Origin of the sequence: Massilia sp. 2TAF26 (assembly GCF_052115005.1) — a bacterium.
GTDB lineage: Bacteria > Pseudomonadota > Gammaproteobacteria > Burkholderiales > Burkholderiaceae_D > Telluria.
This window is the reverse complement of sequence record NZ_JBFRFV010000023.1, coordinates 19,872-38,093: the sequence shown is the minus strand read 5'-3', so window position 1 is coordinate 38,093 and position 18,222 is coordinate 19,872. Positions and strand designations below refer to the sequence as shown.

Sequence of the window (18,222 nt, the reverse complement as noted above, 5' to 3'; positions counted from 1 at the left end):
GCCGCGCCCGCCGCTCTCTGTTCGCTGACTCACCGTGAACGAATGTTGCTTTGACAAGCCTCCCGCGTGCGCTCAGCGGGAAACTGTGACATGATGCCCGACATGCCGACCACCCCCGACAACGCCGCCAGCCAGGAACTGCGCTTTCGCGAACTGTTCCGCCAGGCCCCGGTCAGCCTGCAGATCCTTGCGCCCGACGGCCGCACCCTGCGCGTCAACAAGGCCTGGGAGGCGCTGTGGCAGATCCACGAGGGCTCGGAGCTGAAGCGCTTCGTGCTCGGCCAGTACAACGTGCTGACCGATCCGCAGCTGGTCGCCAAGGGCGTCCACGCCTATCTGCGGCGGGCGCTGGCCGGCGAGTCGGTCGAGATCCCGGCGATCCGCTACGACGTCGGCCAGCTCGAGGGCGGCGTCCAGCATGCGCGCTGGGTCATCGCGCGCGCCCATCCGATCAAGGACGACAGCGGCGCCGTGCTCGACGTGCTGCTGATGCACGAGGACATCACCGACCGGGTCGAGGCCGAGCGCGCGCTGCGCCTGCGCGAGGAGCGCTTCCGTTCGCTGGTGATGGCGACCTCGCAGATCGTCTGGACCACCTCGCCGGACGGCCGCGTGCTCGAGGACTCGCCCTCATGGCGCGCCTTCACCGGCCAGTCCTATGACGAGTGGAAGGCCCTTGGCTGGCTCGAGGCCCTGCACCCGGACGACCGCGAGCGCATCGAGCGCCTGTGGCTGCACTGCGTGGCGCACCGCACCGTGTTCGAGGCCGAGTACCGGCTGCGCCGCGCCGACGGCGGCTACCGCTGGACGGCGGTGCGGGGCGCGCCGGTCACCGATGAGGACGGGACCGTGCGCGAATGGATCGGCGCCAACACCGACATCCACGACATGGTCATGGCCCAGGCCGAGCTGGCCCACCGGCTGGAGCGCGAAAAGCGCAACTCGGCCCTGCTGGCCAGGGTCGCCCAGGCCACCCGTATCCTGCATTCGGCGCTGTCGGACAAGGCCATCGCCGAGGCGCTGGTGGAAGAGGTGCGCGCCATCCTCGAGGTGCACCAGGCGGTGGTGTCGCTGAACGACGGCACGAACCTGGCGCAGGCTATCAATGCGGTGTCGCTGTCCGACAAGTATGCGCGCTATCGCAGCTACGACGCGGCGCCGGACGGCAGCGGGATCTATGCCGAAGTCTGTCGCAGCAACCGGACGATGCGCCTGACCCAGGAGGAGTTGCTGGCGCACCGGCTGTGGAAGGGCTTCGGCGCGCATGCGGCGCAGCATCCGCCGATGCGCGGCTGGCTGGCGGTGCCGCTGATCGACCGCCAGGGAAAAAATATCGGCGTGATCCAGGCCTCGGACAAGGCCGAGGGCGAATTCACGGCCGAGGACGAAGCCATCCTGGTGCAGCTTGCCGCGATCGCGGCGACCGGCTTCGAGAACGCGCGCCTGGTCGCCTCGCTGCAGGAGCAGGACCGGCGCAAGGATGAATTCCTGGCCATGCTGGCGCACGAGCTGCGCAACCCGCTGGCGCCGATCGCGGCGGCGGCGGAGATGCTCAAGCTCGGCCACGCCGGCGAGGAACGGGTCGCCAGGGCGAGCGAAGTGATCGGCCGCCAGGTGCGCCATATGACCTCGCTGGTCGACGACCTGCTGGACGTCTCGCGCGTGACCCGGGGCCTGATCCAGCTGGAGCGCGAGCGGGTCGAGGTCGGCGCCATCGTCGCCAGCGCCGTCGAGCAGGCCCGGCCCCAGTTCGAGGCGCGCGAGCACGCGCTCGCGATCGGCGAGGTGCCGCCCGGCGCCGCCGTGACCGGCGACGCCAACCGCCTGGTGCAGGTGATCGTCAACCTGCTGAACAATGCGGCCAAGTACACGCCGCGCGGCGGCCGCATCGCGCTCTCGGTCGGCTGCGGCGAGGGCAGGGTGGCGATCGCCATCCGCGACAACGGCATCGGCATCGACGCCAGGCTGCTGCCGCATGTATTCGGCCTCTTCACCCAGGCCGAACGCACGCCGGACCGTGCCCAGGGCGGCCTCGGCATCGGCCTGGCCCTGGTCCGCAACATCGTCGGCCTGCACGGCGGCACGGTCGCCGCCCACAGCGAAGGGCCAGGTCTGGGCAGCGTGTTCACGGTGACTCTCGACGCCATCGGGTAAAACGACATGCAAAACGACTTCAGTTCCGCGGCATCGTCCGGTGCCGGTGCCGGTCCCGGGCCAGGCGCCAGCCAGGAGCAGCGCTTCCAGGCGCTGTTCCAGCAGGCCCCGGTCAGCATCCAGATCCTGGCCCCGGACGGCAGGACGCTGGGCGTCAACAAGGCCTGGGAAACGCTGTTCCAGATCCACGAGGGCTCGCCGCTCAAGGAGCTTTTCCTCAGCGGGGCGCTCAATGTCCTGACCGATCCGCAGCTGGTCGCCAGCGGCGTCACCGGCTATCTGCGGCGCGCCCTGGCCGGCGAGTCGGTCGAGATTCCGCCGATCCGATTCGACACCGCGCTGCTGGGCGGGGTGGCGCACGTGCGCTGGATCCGGGCGCGCGCCCACCCGATCATCGACGAGCGCGGCACGGTGGTCGAAGTCATGCTGATGCACGAAGACATCACCGAGCAGGTGGAGGCGGAAACCGCCCTGCGCCTGCGCGAGGAGCGCTTCCGCTCGCTGGTGATGGCGACTTCGCAGATCGTCTGGACCGGTGCGCCGGACGGCCGGGTGCGCGAAGACTCGCCCTCGTGGCGGGCCTTCACCGGCCAGTCCTATGAAGAAGGAAGGGACTTCGGCTGGCTGGCCGCCATCCACCCCGACGACCGCGAGCGCGCCCGCGACCTGTGGCAGGCCAGCGTGGCATCGCGCACTGAATTCGCGACCGAGTACCGGGTCCGCCGGGCCGATGGCGCCTGGCGTTGGACCGCGGTGAAGAGCGTGCCGATCCTCGACCCGAACGGTGCGGTGCGCGAATGGATCGGCGCCAACACCGACATCCACGAGAAGGTCATGGCGCTGGCCGAGCTGGCCCAGCGCCTGGATCTGGAGAAGCGCAACTCGGCGCTGCTGGACAAGCTGGCGCGGGCCTCGCGCACCCTGCACACCGCGCTGTCCTCGAAGGACATCGCCAGCGCGCTGGTGGAGGAGGTGCGCCTGATCCTCGGCGTGCGCCATGCCGGCGTGTCGCTGAGCGAAGGGCCGCATGTGCGCCAGGCCATCAAGGCGGTCTCGCGCGCCGACGACGGCGCCGAGCCCGCACCGATGCGCGCCCGCCTGGCCGTGCCCCTGGTCGACCGCAAGGGCCGCAACATCGGCCTGATCGAGGCCTGGGACAAGCAGGGCGGGTTCACGGAAGAAGACGAAGCCATCCTGGCGCAGCTGGCGTCGATCGCCGCGAACGGCTTCGAGAATGCGGGCCTGTATGGTTCGCTGCAGGAGCAGGACCGGCGCAAGGACGAGTTCCTGGCGATGCTGGCGCAGGAGCTGCGCCATCCCTTGGAGCCGATCTCGAAGGCGATGGCGACGCTGCAGTCGGCGCACGCCGCCGACGCGCGGGTGCTGGAAGCCGGCCAGGAGATCGGCCGCCAGGTGCAGCACCTGGGCGCCCTGGTCGACGACCTGCTGGACGTTTCGCGCGTCACGCGCGGCCAGATCCAGCTGGAACGCTCGAGAGTCGAGGTGGCCGGCATCGTCGCCGCCGCCGTCGAGCAGGTGCGGCCGGCGGCCGGGGCGCGCGCTCATGCGCTGGTGGTGGAGCAGGAAGAGGATGGGCCGGGACGCGGCCCGGCCGTGATCGGCGACGCCAGGCGCCTGGTCCAGGTGCTGGTCAGCCTGCTCGACAATGCAATCAGGTACACGCCGCCCGGCGGCAGGATCCTGCTGTCGGTCATGCGCCAGGCGCCGGCGGTGCGCATCGCCGTGCGCGACGACGGCGTCGGCATCGAGCCCAGGCTGCTGCCCCATGTGTTCGAGCTGTTCACGCGGGCCGAACGCATGCCGGGGTCGATCCAGGGCGGACTGGGCATCGGCCTGGCCCTGGTGCACAACATCGTCATGCTGCACGGCGGCACGGTCAGTGCCTACAGCCAGGGGCCGGGCAAGGGCAGCGTGTTCACCGTCAACCTTGCCACGGCTCCCGACTAGACCTCAGCTGCGGTTCGGGTTGTTGGGACGGGCGTCGTAGCGGTTCGGTACGCCGTCGCCGTCGCGATCGCGGTCGCGGCCGTTGCGGATGCCGTCGCCGTCACGGTCGCCACGGCGCCAGCCGCCGCGTTCCATTACCCAGCTGCCGTCGCGCTGCACCCAGGTCGGGGCGTTGTAGGCATAGCCGTGGCGTTCGCGCAGCCAGGTGCCGCGCACCCAGGCGTAATGGCCGTGACGGTATTCCCAGTGGCCCGGCGCCCACACATAGCCGCGGCGTGGCGGCGGAGTGCGCTCGGCGCGCGGCGGCGGCGGGGCTTCGCGGATGATGACGGTATCGGCGACCGCCGGGACGGCGATGCTGCCGACGGAACCGGCGATCAGGCTGGCGATCAGAAGCTTGTGCAGGTTTTTCATTGTGGCCTCCTTGTAAGAGTGATACTGCAGGTTCACTCTACGCTTCGGAAGCCAGCCCGACTGTGCGCGGCTTAACGTGTTCAGGCCTTCAGGCCTTCAGGCCGCTACCCGGGAGGTCGGCCGCAGCGCCCTGTTCGACGATGCCGTTCTCGACGCGGTTGATCGTCACCAGGCGGAACAGGGCCAGCACGCGGATTGCCAGCCAGCCGGCATCGAATTCCCACCAGCGCATCGAGGTCTTTGCCGAGCCCGGGTAGGCGTGGTGGTTGTTGTGCAGCTCCGCGCCCCAGAAGATGATGCCGATCGGGAAGAAATTGCGCGAATGCTCACGCGTCTCGAAGTTGCGGTAGCCGACCACGTGGAAAAAGCTGTTCACGAAACCGGCGGCCCAGATCGGCGATACCGACAGCTGGAACAGCCAGATATAGAAGCCGTGCTCGATGCCGAACAGCGCCATCTCGGCCAGCAGGAAGAACCAGGCGCCCTTCATGCGGTGCCGGGTGTAGAGGTGGGTGTCCATCCAGTCGTCCTTGATGCCGACGCCGTAGGTCTTGATCACTTCCGGATTCAGGGCCGCCTTGCGGTAGAAGAGCACGCCCTTGGTCAGGATGGCCCAGAGGCCGTGCACGATCGGGCTGTGGGGATCCTCGGCGGTGTCGGTCTTGGCGTGGTGCTTGCGGTGCACGGCCACCCAGGCCTTGGTGGTCAGGCCGAAGGTGGTCAGGAACATCCACATCCGGAAGAACTGGCACAGCAGCGGATGGAAGGTGATGGCCCGGTGCGTGCGCGAGCGGTGCAGGTACAGCTCGCTCGCGGCGGTGGTCAGCGCGAACGAGATCGCCATCGCAATCATGACTGCTGCTGGCGAGAGGTGGATAAACCCTGAGAACATCTTCTTCCCTTTTGTGGATGACAAATTGGGAAGAAGAATAGCGGGGCGGCGTTGTTTTCTAAGCCACGATTACAGGCGCTTTTACCGCCTGTTCCTCGCATTTGCCCCGCTTGCGTAAATTAGACGGCCACCAGCCTGGCGAAGCGCGCCAGGTCGACGTTGCCGCCGCTGATCAGGATGCCGACCTTCTTGCCGGCCACCGGCACCGCGCCATGGAGGGCGGCCGCGGCGGCCAGGCAGCCGGTCGGCTCGACGATGGTCTTCATGCGCTCGGCGAAGAACTTCATGGTCTCGACCAGCTGGGCATCGCTGACGGTGACGACGTCCGACACCAGCCGCTGGATCACGGCGAAGTTGTGATGGCCGAGGTGGCTGGTCTGGGCGCCGTCGGCGATGGTCTGCGGCACGCCGATGTCGACGATCTTCCCGCTGCGCAGCGACTGCTGGCCGTCGTTGCCGGCTTCCGGCTCGACGCCGATCACGCGGCAGTTCGGCGACAGCTTCGAGGCCGACAGCGCGCTGCCGGCCAGCAGGCCGCCGCCGCCCAGCGGCACCAGCAGCAGGTCCAGTTCGCCGACCTCGTCGAACAATTCCTTGGCGGCGGTGCCCTGGCCGGCGATCACGTCCGGATGGTCGTAGGGCGGAATCAGGGTCATGCCGCGCTCCTTCGCCAGGCGGGCGCCGATCTCTTCGCGGTTCTCGGTATAGCGGTCGTAGAAGATGACTTCGCCGCCATAGCCCTGGGTGGCGCGCACCTTCAGCTCCGGCGCGTCCTTCGGCATGATGATGGTGGCGCGGATCCCGGCCAGTCTGGCCGACAGGGCGATCGCCTGCGCGTGGTTACCGGACGAGAAGGTCAGCACGCCGGCCTGGCGCTGCGCCTCGCTGAACCTGGCGATGGCGTTGCAGGCGCCGCGGAACTTGAACGCGCCCATGCGCTGGAAGTTCTCGGCCTTGAAGAACAGCTGCGCGCCCGCCATCGCGTCGGCGGTGCGCGAGGTCAGCACCGGGGTGCGGTGGGCCGCGCCGGCGATGCGGGCGGCCGCCTGTTCGACGTCGGCGTACTGGAGTTGGGTGTCGGTCATGTCTGTCGGCCCTTCGTTCGGTTGGATCGAAAGGCGACAGTATAGCGGAGGGTCAGGCCGCCAGCGGGAAGGCAAACTGCAGCACCAGCCCGCCGCCTTCGCGGTTGCGCACCAGCAGCTCGGCGTTGTGGCGGCTGATCACGCGTTCGACGATCGCCAGGCCGAGGCCGGCGCCGTTGGCCTGGCCGCGCGCGCTGTCCAGGCGGGTGAAGGGGCGCATCAGCTGCTGGATCTGGTCGTCCGGCACACCGACCCCGCGGTCGCCGATCTCGACCACGGCGCGGCGGCCGTGGCCCGTCATCTTCACGTGGCAGGCGATGTCGATCTCGGTCACGTCGCTTCCCGGCGTCTTGCCGTAGCGGCGGGCGTTCTCGATCACGTTGTTGATCACGCGCCGCAGGTCGGTGGCGTTGGCCGGCACCTCGATGCCCGGCTCGATGGAGGTGGCGGTGCGCACGTCCGGCAGGCGGTCGGCCGTGTGGGCGCAGTCTTCGAGCAGCTCGGACAGGTCGACCGGCACGAAGGTGGCGGCCTCGGTCGGCCGCGCGAAGTCGAGGAACTGGCCGATGATGGCGTCCATCTGCGCGATGTCGGACTGCATGCCGTCGCGCGCTTCCTGCGACAGGTTGGCCATCTCGACCTCCAGCTGCATGCGCGCCAGCGGCGTGCGCAGGTCGTGCGAGATGCCGGCGAGGATGATCGCGCGGTCCTTCTCGAGTTGTTGCAGGTCGTCGACCATCTGGTTGAAGCTGCGGTTGGCCTCGATGATCTCCTTCGAGCCTTTTTCAGGCAGGGCGGCGGGGCGCTTGCCCTGGGCGATCGCGCGCGCGGCGGCGGTCAGGCGCGCCAGCGGCCGGTTGATCAGGGTCGAGATCAGGGCCGCGCCCAGCAGCGACAGGGCGCCCACCACGGTGGCCCAGCCCAGCCACTGCACGCGCGTGAGGCCGGCCAGGCGGTCGCGTTCCAGCATCAGCCAGTACTTGTCGCCGTCGATGTCGAAGCTGACCCAGAAGCCCGGCATGTCGTTCACCTTGCGCGAGAAGCGGGTGTCCTTGCCGAGGCGCTCGCGCACCATGGCGGCGATCTCTGGCATCAGCGCGTTCGAGGGCGGCGGCTCGACCTTGTCGTCCGGTTCCAGCGTGAGGATGCGGATGCCTTCGTTGGACACCAGCTCGAACAGCAGTTCGCGCCGCAGGTCGGGCGCCGAGTGGGTCAGCGCGGCCTTGGTGAGGGTGACCACCGAGACCAGCAGCTCGGCGGTCTGCTCGGCCTGCGGGCCGCGCTGGAATACGTTGATCATCCCGATCCACGATGCCATCGACAGCGTGGTCAGGAAGGACAGCAGCAGGAAGGTGCGCCAGAACAGGCCGCTCTTCATGCGGCCGAGCAGGCGCGCGCGGGGTGCTTCGAACATCGCCTGGGACACTTAGCGCGGCTGGCCTTCGGGGATGAACACGTAGCCCAGGCCCCACACGGTCTGGATGTACAGCGGGCTGGACGGATCCGGTTCGATCAGTTTGCGCAGGCGCGAGATCTGGACGTCGAGCGAGCGGTCGAACACCTCGTACTCGCGGCCGCGCGCCAGTTCCATCAGCTTCTCGCGCGACAGCGGCTGGCGCGCATGGCGGGCGAACACCTTCAGCACCGAGAATTCGCCGGTGGTGAGCGGCACGGTCTCGCCGTTCTTCTTGAGCGTGCGGGTGCCGAGGTCGAGCACGAAGTCGCCGAACTCGAAGGTCTGCGGGGTCTCGGAAGGCGCGCCGGGGATCTCGTCCGGGCCCTTGCGGCGCAGCACCGCGTTGATACGGGCCACCAGTTCGCGCGGGTTGAAGGGCTTCGGCAGGTAGTCGTCGGCACCCATCTCGAGGCCGACGATGCGGTCCACATCCTCGCCCTTGGCGGTCAGCATGATGATCGGGGTCTGGTCGCCGGCGCCGCGAAGGCGGCGGCAGATCGACAGGCCGTCCTCGCCGGGCAGCATCAGGTCCAGCACCAGCAGGTCGTAGCGCTCGCGCAGCCACAGCTTGTTCATGGCCGGCGCGCTTTCCGCGGTCACGACCTGGAAGCCCTGTTCGGTCAGGTAACGGCGCAGCAGGTCGCGCAGGCGCACGTCGTCGTCGACCACCATGATTTTCGCGGAATGGCCACTGTTCTGGCCTGCGTTATTCGGGGTAGTTGCATTCATGAGTCTGTCAGGATTTGTCAGATTAATGTCGCTATGGTAACTTCATATGGCTTCGCGAACGGGAGATATTGCTGAGGCATTACATTGTGTTACAAACTTTACCCATTTGGCCTTATACCACCAGTGGAATCCACCTACACTGGCCTCAAGTCGAAACTGAAACTGAAACTGAAACTGAATCTGAATCACAGCTTATCCCCTTACTTGGCATCGCGGAAGAGGCACACCATGAACAGCGTCACTCACCACTACGCAGGAACGAAGGCAGGGCGGATCGCCCGCTGCGCGCTTCGCAGTGCGCTGGCGTGCGCCCTGGTCATCGGCGGTGCCGGGACCGCGTTCGCCCAGCAGTATGGCGACCGCCAGCTCGACCGCCGCGACGACCCGTCGATGCAGCAGTCCGGCCGCGGGCACATCTCGCAGGACCGCGACCCGCGCTACGACGTCCGTGCGTACGAGGAACAGCGCCGCCTGCAGCAGCAATACCAGCAGCAGCAACAACAGCAGCAGCTCCAGCAGGAGCAGCGCGAGTCGCGCCGCAGCCCTCGCATGACGCCCGACGAACGGCGCGACCTGCGCCGCCAGATCAACGAAGCGGGCATGGATCTGTACCCGCCCAAGCGTTGATTGCTCCACGCCGGGTTATTTCTTTGATGCAATCTAGTTGCCAGATGTTTATTTAGCGTCTGCAACGTGATACGCTACCCAGTCTATACCTTGGCCCAAGCCTTGCCGGGGTAGGTAACCTGGATTGGGAGTATCAAGTGCCTACGGATTCTGCCGCAGCGCCGGCGCAAGCACAGGCGGCCCGCTTCGCCGCCACCGGCCCCGAGCACTGCATCGCCAAGCGCCATGACGGCGTCTACGCCGATCCCGCCGTGCTCGGCACGACCCTGGTCGCCGCCATCGACAGCATCTTGCGCGGCGGCCATTACCTCTCCGGTATCGATTACCCGGTCCTGCTCAAGGCCCTGTTCGACTACGGCCCCGCGCTGCCGAAAGCGGCGGACGGCACGGTCCTGGCCCGCATCGCCGCCGACATCCTGCCTTTCGATCCCGCCCGGCGCGAACTCTACCGCTCGGTGAAGATCGGCGGCGGATGCGCCGAATACTATTTCGAGCCGGTCTGGCTGCCCGATCTCGCCAACCCCGACGGTCCTGGCATGCCGGCCCGCCTGGACCTCGACGAGTTCGTCGCCGACATCTGGCTCAAGGGTATCCGCTTCGGGGTCGACCTCGACGCCGTGCGCGCCGCCATCGCCACCGGCAAGGCCGATCGCATCACTGTGGCGCGCCGTCTCGATCCGGTGCCGGGCCAGGATGCCCGCATCGCCGAAGTCTCGGAGGACATCCACCGCAACGACGCGCCGCGCCAGCTGCCCAACGGGAAACTCGACCTGGGCAGCTTCCAGAACCGCTTCCCGCAGATCCAGCCCGGCGTACGCCTGCTGCAGAAGATCCCGCTCACCGAAGGCGAGCCCGGCTTCGAGATGGCGGGTGCGCAGCTGACGGCCAAGCCCGGGCGCGACCTCGACCTCGGCGAATATGCCGGCGAGGGCACGAAGGTCGAGCGCCTGAAGGAAGGCGAGTTCCTGGTCTCGCAGCAGGCCGGCTTCCTGACGGTCGACTCCTCGACCAGCCGGATTTCGGTGGGTGCCAAGATCGTCAGCCGCGACGGCGTCAGCGCCAAGACCACCGGCAACCTGCAGCTGACGGGCGATTACGAGGAGTTCGGCGAGGTGCAGGAAATGCGCGTCATCGAGGGCGAGAGCATCACCCTGCACGCCGACGTGTTCGGGCGCCTGGTCTCGCGCGGCGGCACCATCCTGCTGCATGCCAATCTGGTCGGCGGCAGCGCCCACAACCGGCGCGGCGACATCCGTGTGTGCGGCGTGGCCTCCGGCGCCGTGCTGCAGGCCGAGGACGGCGCGGTGGTGCTGGAACGCGCCGAGAACTGCGTGGTGTCCGGCACCCGCGTCACGATCGCGCATGCGGTCAACTGCGAGGTGATCGGCGACGAAGTGCACATCGGCCAGGCCGAGGGCAGCGCGATTGCCGGCCGCCGCGTGACGGTCGAATTCGCGATGCCGCGCAAGCAGGGCGAGATGCTGGTCTACGCGCTGCTGCCGGAAGGCGCCCAGGTCGAGGAAGTGATCGCGGCGGTGGGCGCGCGCCTGGCCCAGTTCGAGCAGCTGGCGGTCCAGCACAAGGCGCAGATGGATGGGCTGACGGCGCAGCCGGATGTGCGCCGCTACCTGATCCTGGCCTCGCGCGTTCGCAAGAACGAGATCAGCTTCACCCCCGAGCAGGGGCGCCAGTTCCAGCGCATGGCGCAGGACATGGCGCCGGCGCTGAAGGCGATCGGCGAGGTGTCCGCCAAAATCAAGCAGCTGGATACGGACCTGGAGCAGGGCCGCAAGGTGCTGGCCGACCTCGAGCGCCAGCGCCGCGACGCCGCCTGCACCTCCGCCGTTACCGTGCACCGGGTGCAGGGCGACACCCTGGTACGCGTGCTCGGATTCAGCCCGGCGTCCGGCAGTCCGTATATCATTGCCCCGCGCGACATCAAGGCGCGCCTGCGCGGGCCGCAGACCGGGGAGCTGCTGTTCTCCGGCGCGCAGGGCAGCTTTGCATGGAGCAGCGAGCAGGCCGCGACGGCCTGACGAATCCCAAGAGAACAGAGAGGAGACAGCTTGAAGACCATGCATACGACATGCCGACGCAGCCTGATCGCGACGCTGGTGGCGGGCGCCGTCCTGGCGCTGCCGGCCGGCGCCAACGCAGCCACCGCCAAGGCGACACCCGTCAAGACCCAGGGCAAACCGACCGTCGCCGAGGCTGAGCGCTTCATCAAGGACGCCGAGGAGAAGCTCGAGCAGCTAGGCCTGGACGCCCAGCGCGCCGAGTGGGTGGCCGAGAATTTCATCACGCTCGACACCCAGACCATGACGGCCCAGGCCAACGAAGGCTTCCTGACCCTGAGCGGCGAGACCGCCCTGAAGTCGCGCCGCTACAAGGACCTGAAACTGCCGGAAGCCAGCGCGCGCAAGCTGATGCTGATGCAGCAGACTTTGATGCTGCCGGACGCCGCCGATCGTGGCGCCTACGCCCGCCTGGCGGCCCACATGACCGGCGCCTATGGTTCGGCCAAGTACTGCCCGCCGGCCGCCGCCGGTGCCGCCGCGCCGGCCTGCATGCCGCTCGGCGAGCTGGAAAAGGTGCTGGCCACCAGCCACGATCCGAACCGCCTGAAGGAAGTCTGGCTCGGCTGGCATGCGCAATCGCCGGCCTACAAGGACGACTACGCGAAGTATGTCGAGCTGTCGAACAAGGGCGCCCGTGCGATGGGCTATGCCGACACCGGCGCGCTGTGGCGCTCGGGCTACGACATGAGCCCGGAGGCCTTCTCGGCCGAGATGGAGCGCCTGTGGCAGCAGGTCAAGCCGCTCTACGATTCGCTGCACACCTATACCCGCTACAAGCTGCGCCAGGCCTATGGCGCCTCGGTGGTGCCGCAGAACGGCAATATTCCGGCCCACCTGCTGGGCAATATGTGGGCCCAGACCTGGGACAACCTGTACCCGCTGCTCAAGCCGGCCACGAAAGAGGGCGGCGAGGACCTGACCGCGCTGCTGGAAGAGCGCAAGACCGACGCCGTGGCGATGACCCGCTACGCCGAGGGTTTCTATACCTCGCTCGGCATGCGCCAGCTGCCGGCCACCTTCTGGGAGCGCTCGCTGCTGACCAAGCCGCGCGACCGTGAAGTCGTGTGCCACGCCTCGGCCTGGGACCTGGACGGCAAGGACGACGTGCGCGTGAAGATGTGCATCACCCCGACCGCCGAGGACTTCCGCACCATCCACCACGAGCTTGGCCACCTGTACTACGACCTGGCCTACAGCGCGCAGTCGCCGATGTTCAAGAACGGCGCCAACGACGGCTTCCACGAAGCCATCGGCGACACCGTGGCGCTGTCGATCACCCCGGCCTACCTGAAGCAGATCGGCCTGATGAAGAGCGAGCCGGATCCGTCCCAGGACATCGGCCCGCTGCTGTACACCGCGCTGCAGAAGGTCGCCTTCCTGCCGTTCGGCTACCTGGTCGACAAGTGGCGCTGGCAGGTGTACGCCGGCCAGGTGAAACCGGCCGACTACGACAAGGCCTGGTGGGCGCTGAAGGAGCAGTACCAGGGCGTCTCGCGTCCGGCCCCGATCGCCGCCAACGGCTTCGACGCCGGCGCCAAGTTCCACGTCGCCAGCGACACCCCGTACGCGCGCTACTTCCTGGCCGCCATCCTGCAATTCCAGTTCCACCGCGCGCTGTGCCGCGAAGCCGGCTACACCGGCCCGCTGAACCGCTGCTCGGTCTATGGCAACAAGAAGGCGGGTGCGAAGTTCCAGCAGATGCTGGCGATGGGCAAGAGCAAGCCGTGGCCGGAAGCGCTGAAGGCCGTGACCGGCGAAGACAAGATGGATGCGACGGCGATGCTGGATTATTTTGCGCCGCTGAAGGCCTGGCTGGATGAGCAGAACCGGGAGCTGGCGAAGACGGATGGGTCGGTGAAGCCCTGATCCGTCGCTGCACGTGCGTTTCACGCAGCGCAAAAACGTCGTCCCCGCGAAGGCGGGGGATCCAGGTTCTGCCAGCATCACGTTAACGCATGCAAACTTGGGTCCCCGCCTGCGCGGGGACGACGTTTACAAGCCGCCGGCCTCAATTACGCGCCGCGTGTTTTAGCCAGCAACTCGTAACACGTCGCCGCATCCTCAGGCAGCCCCCCAAACAGCGCGGCATCCCCATCCTCCACCACGCCCTGCTCGACCAGCATCCTCACCTTGCCCAGGTAATCGCTCAGCATCAGCAGGCGCCCCAGCGGCGACATCACAGCCCCCTTGCGCAGGCCGCCTTGTTCGTCCAGCGCCCGCACCACGCTGTCCGGGAAGTTCCACTCGCGCGCGATGTTGACGCTTAGCCGGCGCGTGTCGCGGCCCAGCTGGGCCCAGAACACGCCGGAACCGAGCAGCGCCTCGCCCCTGGTCGCCTGGTCCATGCTGCGCAGCGCCACCGTCAGCCCGACGTTCTGCAGCAGGGCGGCCAGGAAGGCGTCGAAGGCTTCGATGCCGAGGCTCGGCGCCAGCGTACGCGCCGCCAGCGCGCTGCGCTCCGAGTGCTCCCACAGGATCGGCGCCAGGCGCCGCACGTAAAAGCCGGAATTGACGTCGATGATGGGGCGGAAGGCGACCGTCGTGATCAGCTGGCGCAGGCCTTCCTGGCCGATCAGGATCACGGCCTGCTCGACGCTGGTGACGGTGGCGCCGGTGCCCTGGTAGCAGCTGTTGGCGAGACGGATCACGGCCGCCACCAGCACCACGTCGGAGGAAATGGTGCGCGACAGCGCGCTGCCGGAAAAGCTCTCGCTGCGCAGGCTTTGCAGCAGCTGCGGGATCAGGCCCGGCATGCGGCGCACCAGCGCGGCGCCCGACTGCTGCGAGGACAGGATGCCGGCCAAGGTCTCCAGCACCTGGGCTTCCTGGGGATTCAGTTCCAGCCCGCCCTCGTCGGGGCGCTCGTACAGCCAGGCGTTCCAGGCACCGCCGACGCGGTCGAGCAGCTCGAACGGCACCGGCGGCCGGGCCGGACGCGCGCCCGCATCCGCCGCTGTGACGCCGGCGGCTGCGGGAGCCGGCGCAGCGGGCGGAGGCGGCGCGGTCGGTACGGGATCGGGCATCGAGGAGGGCGCAGGGGCAGGCTCGGGCCGCGCGGGCGCGGGTGAGCCGGAAATCAGGCGTCGCAGCCACCGGTACATATCAATTCCTCTTCGTTTCGCTTGCGCACATGGGCGGACATTGTACGGGCGGGCCCGGCGAAAGCAAGCTTGCTTTTGCTTTCAGGAAAAGTTGACTGGACTCAAAGTGAAATGAGGCGTCCGCCTTAGCATGACAATCTTGAAGAAAGGACGCGCCATGCATGACACGACGACTTCTCGCGGTTCCCAAGCGCTTCAGTTCCTGAGCTTCACGCTCGGCGGACTCGAATACGGCATCGACTTCGCCAGGGTGCAGGAACTTCGTGTGCTCAAGGCGCTCGAGCGTTTCGCCGCGAGCGGCGAGATCATCGGCGGCGTGGCCGTCTCGCGCGGCGTGATCATCCCCCTGGTCGACATGCGCGTGGCCTGCGGCACCACGCCGGACGCGCCGGACCCGCTGACCGACGTGATCATCCTCAGGCTGAGCAACTGCGTGATGGGGATGGTGGTGGATGGCGTGACCGGCGTCGTCACCGTGGCGCCGGAACAGGTCGCGCCGCTGCCGGTGGCGGCGGCGGACGGCGGACGGCCCGATTACCTGCTCGGGCTGGGGCAGGCCGGCGGGCGGCGGCTGATTCTGGTGGATATCGAAAAGCTGATGTCGGTGAAACGGCCGGCGGCGCGGCAGGTGGCCTGAGCCTCAGCCCATAAGCTTAGAACGACGGCTGGCGCCGAGAGCAACGGGCATCAGCCAACTCAGGCCGCCAACGCCTCCAGCTGCTCCTGCAATTCCAGCCACTCCTCCTCCAGCGTACCCAGATCCCGCACCAGGAAAGCCTGGTCCGCCACCAGCGTCTTCAGCTCGTCCTTCTTGTCGGCCTCGTAGATCGCAGGCTCCAGCAGGCGCGCGTCGATGTCCGACTTGCGCGCGTTGAGCTTGGCCATCTGCTCTTCCAGGCGCTTGAGGCGGTTCTCGATCGGCTTCTTCAGAGAGGCCAGGCGTTGGCGCTCCCCGGCTTCCAGGCGCTTTTGTTCCTTGCGGTCGACGGCGGGCACCACGGCCGGCGCGGCAGCCGGCTTGTCGTCCTTCGCAGGCAGAGGGGTGGTCTCATTGCCTTTGGCGAGCTTGGTCTTGAACAGCCAGTCCTTGTAGTCGTCCAGGTCGCCGTCGAAGGGCTGCAGGAGGCCGTCGGCAACGATAATGAATTCCTCGGTGGTGGCGCGCAGCAGGTGACGGTCGTGGGAGACCACCACCAGCGTACCTTCGAACTGGGCCAGCGCCAGGGTCAGCGCCTCGCGCGTCTCGAGGTCGAGGTGGTTGGTCGGTTCGTCCAGCAGCAACAGGTTGGGGCGCTGCCACACGATCAGCGCCAGCGCCAGGCGCGCCTTTTCGCCGCCGGAGAAGGGCTTGATCGGGCTGGTCACCATATCGCCCGGGAAGTTGAAGCCGCCCAGGAAGTTGCGCAGCTCCTGCTCGCGCGTGGTCGGCGCAATCTTCTGCAGGTGCCACAGCGGCGACTCGTCGTGGCGCAGCATCTCGACCTGGTGCTGGGCGAAGTAGCCGATCACCAGGCCCTTGCCGAGAGTCGCGGTGCCGGCGAGCGGCGCCAGTTCGTTGGCGATGGTCTTGATGAGCGTGGATTTACCGGCGCCGTTGACGCCCAGCAGGCCGATGCGCTGGCCCGTCTGCAGCGAGAAATTCACGCGGTGGACGATGGTCTTGCCGCCGACCTTGTCGCCGTGGCCGTCGAGGATCGGGTAGCCGGCGTCGACGTCTTCCATCACCAGCAGCGGATTCGGGCTTGAGGCGGGATCGCGGAACTCGAACGAGAACTCGGCGGCGGCGCGCAGCGGCGCCAGTTCTTCCATCTTGGCCAGCGCCTTCATGCGGCTCTGGGCCTGGCGCGCCTTGGTGGCCTTGGCCTTGAAGCGGTCGACGAAGGACTGCAGGTGGGCGCGGGTGCGCTGCTGCTTCTCGAAGGCCGCCTGGGCCAGCACCATGTGGGCGGCGCGCTGGCGCTCGAAGGCCGAGTAGTTGCCGGAGTATCGCTTCAGCTTGCGCTCGTCGATGTGCACGACCACGTTGACGATCTCGTCGAGGAAATCGCGGTCGTGGGAGATGATGATCAGTGTGCCCTGGTAGCGCTTCAGCCAGTCCTCGAGCCAGATGATGGCGTCCAGGTCCAGGTGGTTGGTCGGTTCGTCCAGCAGCAGCAGGTCGGACGGACACATCAGGGCCTGCGCCAGGTTCAGGCGCATCCGCCAGCCGCCCGAGAAGCTGGCCACCGGCTGCTGCATCTGCGCCAGCGAGAAGCCCAGGCCCAGCAGCAGCTGTTCGGCGCGCGACTGCACCGTGTAGGCGTCGGCGTCGGCCAGCGCCGAGTGCAGGTGGCCGATCGCAATGCCGTTGTCGTGGCTGTGCGGCATCGCTTCCAGGCGCTCGAGTTCGGCCTGCAGCGTCCGCAGGTTGGCGTCGCCGTCGATCGCGTACTCGATCGCCGGACGGTCCAGCGCCGGCGTTTCCTGGGCCACGTAGGCCATGCGCCAGCGCTGCGGGAAGTCGATCGCGCCCTGGTCCGGGTGCAGTTCGCTGCGCAGCATGGCGAACAGGCTGGATTTACCCGCGCCGTTCGCGCCGATCAGGCCGATCTTGTCGCCGGGGTTGAGGGTGAGGTCGGCGTCTTCCAGCAGCGGCTTGGTGCCGCGCATGAGACTGACGTTGGAGAATCGGATCATGGGAACTAAGTGGTAGAGCGTCGTTCCCGCGAAGGCGGGAACCCAAGTTTTTTATGGTTCGCTGCGAACTTGGGCCCCCGCCTTCGCGGGGGCGACGTTGGTCGCGGGGGCGACGTTGGTCACGGGATGACGGTGCTAGCGTACAGGGTCGAAATTATTGTGCCAGCTGCTCGGCGGTCAGCAGGAACACCGCATCATCCCCCTGGCTGGTGGTCAGCCAGGTCAGACCCAGATGGCCGAAGGCCGCTTCCGCATATTCTCGCTCGTTGCCGATCTCGACCACCAGCACGCCTTCCGGCGTCAGGCGTTCGGCGGCGCCGTCGACGATCTTGCGCACCAGGTCCATACCGTCCTCGCCGCCCGCCAGCGCGATCTGCGGCTCGCGCAGGTATTCCGGCGGCAGCTTGCCCATCGAGTCGCTGTTCACGTAGGGCGGGTTGGTGATGATCAGGTCGTACTTCTTGAACGGCACGTTCTCGTACAGGTCGGACTCGATCGGGTTCACGCGGCCAATCAGTTTATAGTCGCGGATGTTACGCTCGGCCACCGCCAGCGCGTCCTTCGAGATGTCGACCGCGTCGACCAGGGCGTTCGGGAAGGCGTCGGCCAGCATGATCGCCAGGCAGCCGGAGCCGGTGCACAGTTCGAGCACGTTCTCGATGCTGTCCGGATCCTGCACCCAGGGGCTGAACTGGTTCGGGATCAGTTCGGCGATGAAGGAACGCGGCACCAGCACGCGCTCGTCGACGTAGAAGTTATAGCTGCCCAGCCAGGCCTCGTTGGTGATGTAGGCGGCCGGCACGCGCTCGCTGACGCGGCGCTCGATCACGGCCAGCACCTGCAGCACTTCTTCCGGCAGCAGGCGCGCGTCGAGGAAGGGATCGAGCTTGTCCAGCGGGAGCTTCAGGGTGTGCAGGATCAGGTAGGCGGCTTCGTCGAGGGCCTCGGCGCTGCCATGGCCGAAGAACAGCTTGGCGGTGTTGAAGCGGGTGACTGCGTAGCGCAGCAGGTCGCGCGGCGTGCAGAAATTGGGCGTGGTCAT

The 18,222-nt window shown here is 67.7% G+C and carries 14 protein-coding genes; 6 read left to right on the top strand and 8 right to left on the bottom strand.

The window, feature by feature from the left end; translation table 11 throughout:
- Positions 1–90 precede the first annotated feature (90 nt).
- Positions 91–2,154 (top strand): PAS domain S-box protein, encoded by a 2,064-nt coding sequence (locus AB4Z32_RS20575; RefSeq protein WP_442123732.1) that lies wholly within the window; start codon positions 91–93, stop codon positions 2,152–2,154.
- 6 nt (positions 2,155–2,160) lie between these two features.
- Positions 2,161–4,122 carry a PAS domain-containing sensor histidine kinase gene (locus AB4Z32_RS20570; RefSeq protein WP_442123731.1) on the top strand — a complete coding sequence of 654 codons (1,962 nt, stop codon included), beginning with the start codon at positions 2,161–2,163 and terminating at the stop codon, positions 4,120–4,122.
- Between the two features lie 3 nt (positions 4,123–4,125).
- Here AB4Z32_RS20570 and AB4Z32_RS20565 read toward each other — a convergent pair whose 3' ends face one another.
- The 5 genes from AB4Z32_RS20565 to ompR all read right to left on the bottom strand — a co-directional run bounded on the left by AB4Z32_RS20565 (position 4,126) and on the right by ompR (position 8,698).
- Positions 4,126–4,536, bottom strand: coding sequence for a YXWGXW repeat-containing protein (locus AB4Z32_RS20565; RefSeq protein ID WP_442123730.1), 411 nt, complete (start codon positions 4,534–4,536; stop codon positions 4,126–4,128).
- Positions 4,537–4,624: 88 nt separating this feature from the next.
- The gene (locus AB4Z32_RS20560; RefSeq protein ID WP_442123729.1) at positions 4,625–5,389 is read right to left on the bottom strand and encodes a fatty acid desaturase; all 765 of its coding nucleotides are present in this window, start codon (positions 5,387–5,389) and stop codon (positions 4,625–4,627) included.
- A 158-nt stretch (positions 5,390–5,547) separates the two neighbouring features.
- A complete protein-coding gene (locus tag AB4Z32_RS20555; RefSeq protein WP_442123728.1) occupies positions 5,548–6,513 on the bottom strand; it encodes a threo-3-hydroxy-L-aspartate ammonia-lyase in 966 nt (321 codons plus the stop codon).
- 52 nt (positions 6,514–6,565) lie between these two features.
- On the bottom strand, positions 6,566–7,927 hold the full coding sequence (locus tag AB4Z32_RS20550; protein ID WP_442123727.1) for an ATP-binding protein: 1,362 nt from the start codon (positions 7,925–7,927) through the stop codon (positions 6,566–6,568).
- Between the two features lie 12 nt (positions 7,928–7,939).
- The gene (ompR, locus tag AB4Z32_RS20545; protein ID WP_442123726.1) at positions 7,940–8,698 is read right to left on the bottom strand and encodes an osmolarity response regulator transcription factor OmpR; all 759 of its coding nucleotides are present in this window, start codon (positions 8,696–8,698) and stop codon (positions 7,940–7,942) included.
- A 228-nt stretch (positions 8,699–8,926) separates the two neighbouring features.
- On the opposite strand from ompR, the gene AB4Z32_RS20540 reads away from it, so the two are divergent.
- From AB4Z32_RS20540 to AB4Z32_RS20530, 3 genes are all read left to right on the top strand, one after another.
- Positions 8,927–9,325, top strand: coding sequence for a hypothetical protein (locus AB4Z32_RS20540; RefSeq protein WP_442123725.1), 399 nt, complete (start codon positions 8,927–8,929; stop codon positions 9,323–9,325).
- Between the two features lie 137 nt (positions 9,326–9,462).
- Positions 9,463–11,361 (top strand): flagellar assembly protein A, encoded by a 1,899-nt coding sequence (locus AB4Z32_RS20535; RefSeq protein WP_442123724.1) that lies wholly within the window; start codon positions 9,463–9,465, stop codon positions 11,359–11,361.
- Between the two features lie 39 nt (positions 11,362–11,400).
- Complete coding sequence (locus AB4Z32_RS20530; protein ID WP_442123723.1) at positions 11,401–13,269, top strand: M2 family metallopeptidase; 1,869 nt, start codon at positions 11,401–11,403, stop codon at positions 13,267–13,269.
- Positions 13,270–13,415: 146 nt separating this feature from the next.
- On the opposite strand, the gene AB4Z32_RS20525 is transcribed toward AB4Z32_RS20530, so the two are convergent.
- Positions 13,416–14,504: an HDOD domain-containing protein gene (locus tag AB4Z32_RS20525; RefSeq protein ID WP_442123722.1), complete on the bottom strand. Its 1,089-nt coding sequence runs from the start codon at positions 14,502–14,504 to the stop codon at positions 13,416–13,418.
- Between the two features lie 130 nt (positions 14,505–14,634).
- Here AB4Z32_RS20525 and AB4Z32_RS20520 point away from each other — a divergent pair, with 130 nt between their 5' ends.
- A complete protein-coding gene (locus AB4Z32_RS20520; RefSeq protein WP_442123721.1) occupies positions 14,635–15,141 on the top strand; it encodes a chemotaxis protein CheW in 507 nt (168 codons plus the stop codon).
- A gap of 59 nt (positions 15,142–15,200) precedes the next feature.
- Here AB4Z32_RS20520 and AB4Z32_RS20515 read toward each other — a convergent pair whose 3' ends face one another.
- Together AB4Z32_RS20515 and prmB are read right to left on the bottom strand one after the other, a co-directional pair.
- The gene (locus tag AB4Z32_RS20515; protein WP_442123720.1) at positions 15,201–17,180 is read right to left on the bottom strand and encodes an ATP-binding cassette domain-containing protein; all 1,980 of its coding nucleotides are present in this window, start codon (positions 17,178–17,180) and stop codon (positions 15,201–15,203) included.
- 154 nt (positions 17,181–17,334) lie between these two features.
- A complete protein-coding gene (gene prmB, locus AB4Z32_RS20510; RefSeq protein WP_442123719.1) occupies positions 17,335–18,222 on the bottom strand; it encodes a 50S ribosomal protein L3 N(5)-glutamine methyltransferase in 888 nt (295 codons plus the stop codon).